This is a genomic window from Streptomyces katrae (assembly GCF_000966975.1).
Lineage (GTDB): Bacteria > Actinomycetota > Actinomycetes > Streptomycetales > Streptomycetaceae > Streptomyces > Streptomyces katrae.
The window spans coordinates 1-2,009 of record NZ_JZWV01000790.1; the positions used below are offsets into that span (position 1 = coordinate 1).

Genomic DNA, 2,009 nt, shown 5'->3' on the forward strand with positions numbered 1-2,009 from the left:
GCTGTCGCCGTCGTCGTCGCTCGCGTACAGCTCGCCGTTGCGGTTGCCGAAGTAGACGCCCGCCGGGTCGGCGTCGTCCGTGCACAGGGCGTCCCTGAGCACCGTGCCGTAGTGGTCCCCTTCGGGCAGGCCCTTCGTCAGCGGTTCCCAGGTGGCGCCGGCGTCGCGGGTGCGGAAGACGCGGCAGCGGTGTCCGGCCGGGACCCGGTCGGAGTCGGCGTTGAGCGGGAAGAGGTAGGCGGTGTCCGGGCGGTGCGGGTGGGCGGCGACGGCGAAGCCGAAGTCGGAGGGCAGGCCGGAGCCGATGTCGGTCCACTCGGCGCCCGCGTCGTCGCTGCGGTAGACCCCCCAGTGGTTCTGGAGGTAGAGCCGGTCCGGGTCCCCGGCGTCCTGGGCGATCTTGTGGACGCACTGGCCGAATTCGGGGTGCGGATCGGGCAGGAACACCGCCGAGACCCCGTGGTTGGACGGTCTCCAGCTCGCGCCGCCGTCCCGGCTGCGGAACACGCCGGCGGTGGAGACCGCGACGGTCAGCGCGGCCGGGTCGGCCGGGTGGGTGATCACCGTGTGCAGGCCTTCCCCGCCGCCTCCGGGCACCCACGCGGAGCGGGTCGGATGCTCCCACAGGGGCCGGACCAGCTCGAAGGACTCGCCCCGGTCGGCCGAGCGGAACAGCGCGGCCGGTTCCGTCCCCGCATAGACCACGCCGGGGGCCTCCGGACCGGCCGGGTGTAGCTGCCACACCCGCTCCAGGGAGGCGCCGGTGTCCTTGGGGAACTTCACGGCGGGCGCCGCGGGCTCCTGCCAGCTCGCGCCCAGGTCGTCGGAGCGGAAGACGGACGGTCCCCAGTGCGCGCTGTCGCCGCCGGCCAGCAGCCGGGGGACCGGGCCCCGTGCGTCGATGGCGACGGCGGAGACGGCCTGGGCGTTGAAATGCGGCCCGTCGAACTCCCACGGGCCGGAGTCCCGTCGGCGGCCGATGAACAGCCCCTTACGGGTCCCCGCGAGCAGTAGCACGTCGGTCATGACCGACACCTCCGGACGTCCTTGTCCTGATACGGCAGGTTTCCCGCCAGTCTGCACCCGTCCACTGACAACGCCCGCCACGGCGGGGCCGAAGGCCGCCACCAGGCGCCTCGGGACTGCTTGTACGGGATCCCTCGTACTACGAGAAAATTCGTAGTACGGTGACTCTCGTACTTAGCGCCGCACCGATCCCCGGTGCGCGTCCGGTGACGTCTGGAGAACCCCATGAGTGCCGCACCCGCCGCCTTCGCCGCCCTCTTCCAGCCCTACACCCTCCGGTCGGTGACCATTCCCAACCGGATCTGGATGGCGCCGATGTGCCAGTACAGCGCCGAGGCCTTCGGGCCGAACGCCGGGGTGGCCGGGGAATGGCACTTCGCCCACTACGCGGCCCGCGCCACCGGCGGCACCGGCCTGGTCATCCAGGAGGCCACCGCCGTCTCCCCGGAGGGTCGGATCAGCCCCTACGACCTCGGCATCTGGAACGACACCCAGGTCGAGGCCCTCCGCAGGATCACCGCCTTCGTCAAGTCCCAGGGGGCGGTCCCCGGGATCCAGATCGGTCACGCCGGCCGCAAGGCCTCCACCGACCAGCCCTGGAACGGCGGCGCCCCGGTCGGCCCCGAGGCCCACGGCTGGCAGCCCAGCGCCCCCAGCGCCGTCGCCTTCGACGAGGGCCACCCGGTGCCGCACGAGCTCACCGTCGAGGAGATCCACGAGATCACCGGCAAGTTCGCGGCCGCCGCCGGGCGCGCCCTCGCCGCGGGCTACGAGGTCCTCGAGATCCACGGCGCCCACGGCTACCTCATCGGGGAGTTCCTCTCCCCGCACAGCAACCGGCGCACCGACGCCTACGGCGGCTCCTTCGAGAACCGCACCCGCCTCGCCCTGGAGGTCGTCGACGCCGTCCGGGCCGTGTGGCCCGAGGAGCTCCCGCTGTTCTTCCGCATCTCCGCCACGGACTGGCTGGAGGAGGACGGCTG

Annotated in this window: 2 protein-coding genes; one reads left to right on the forward strand and one right to left on the reverse strand. The window is 72.8% G+C overall.

The annotated features are described in order from the left end of the window. Nucleotides 1-1,026, reverse strand: a 1,026-nt coding sequence (locus VR44_RS26550) for a WD40/YVTN/BNR-like repeat-containing protein (RefSeq protein WP_045950133.1), incomplete at its 3' end; no start/stop codon positions are given. Between the two features lie 225 nt (nt 1,027-1,251). Here VR44_RS26550 and VR44_RS26555 point away from each other — a divergent pair. Further along, nucleotides 1,252-2,009: oxidoreductase (locus VR44_RS26555; RefSeq protein ID WP_045950132.1), on the forward strand; the 758-nt coding region annotated here is incomplete at its 3' end.